The sequence below is a fragment of the Promicromonospora kroppenstedtii DSM 19349 genome (genome assembly GCF_000515355.1).
GTDB classification, from domain to species: Bacteria; Actinomycetota; Actinomycetes; order Actinomycetales; family Cellulomonadaceae; genus Promicromonospora; species Promicromonospora kroppenstedtii.
This window is the reverse complement of the sequence record NZ_KI911613.1, coordinates 2,628-3,315: the sequence shown is the minus strand read 5'-3', so window position 1 is coordinate 3,315 and position 688 is coordinate 2,628. Positions and strand designations below refer to the sequence as shown.

General features: G+C 75.4%; 2 protein-coding genes. One reads left to right on the top strand and one right to left on the bottom strand.

Features of this window, described 5'->3' with window-relative positions:
* A partial coding sequence (locus tag PROKR_RS04175) for a tyrosine-type recombinase/integrase (protein ID WP_036959831.1) occupies positions 1–230 on the top strand: 230 nt, incomplete at its 5' end.
* An 11-nt stretch (positions 231–241) separates the two neighbouring features.
* Here the strand turns inward: PROKR_RS04175 and PROKR_RS04170 are convergent.
* The coding region (locus PROKR_RS04170) for a M23 family metallopeptidase (RefSeq protein ID WP_245605692.1) at positions 242–688 on the bottom strand (447 nt) is incomplete at its 5' end.

Sequence of the window (688 nt, the reverse complement as noted above, 5' to 3'; positions counted from 1 at the left end):
GGCAGGTGCGCGAAGCCGTGCACCGGCTGGCGGCCCAGGCCGGCGTCGACGACGTCGCCCCGCACGCGCTGCGGCACTCCGCCGCGACGCACCTGCTGCAGGGCGGCTCCGATCTCCGAGCGGTGCAGGAGGTCCTCGGCCATGCCAACCTCGCCACCACCCAGCGCTACACCCACGTGGACGCCGAGCGGCTGCGCAGCGTGTACGCCCAGGCGTTCCCGCGCGCCTGACCGGCCGTTCCTCAACCGTCCGGCAGCAGCACGATCGGCGGCCGGTCCAGCAGGGACAACGGGTCGATGTAGCGTTCGCCCCGCCGCACGCCCCAGTGCACGCACGACCGGGGCGTGCAGTGGTTCGGCATCGTGCTGTCGGAGGGGGCCTCCACCACGCCGACCGCAGTGCCCGCCGCCACCGCCGTGCCGACCGGCACGGACGCCGCCACCGGCTCCAGGCTCGTGCGCAGACCGTCGGGATGGGTGATCACCACGACCCCGCGGCGGGCGACCTGCCCGGCGAACGTGACGACTCCCGGACCCGGGGACAGCACCGGCGAACCCACAGCGGCCGTCAGGTCGACACCGCGGTGTCCCGCGCCCCACTCCTCCTCGGGCGGGTCGAACAGGCGCTCCACGCCGGCCGGCGGGTTCATCCCCGCGACGGGCGGCACGTAGCCGGTCTCCGCGGATCC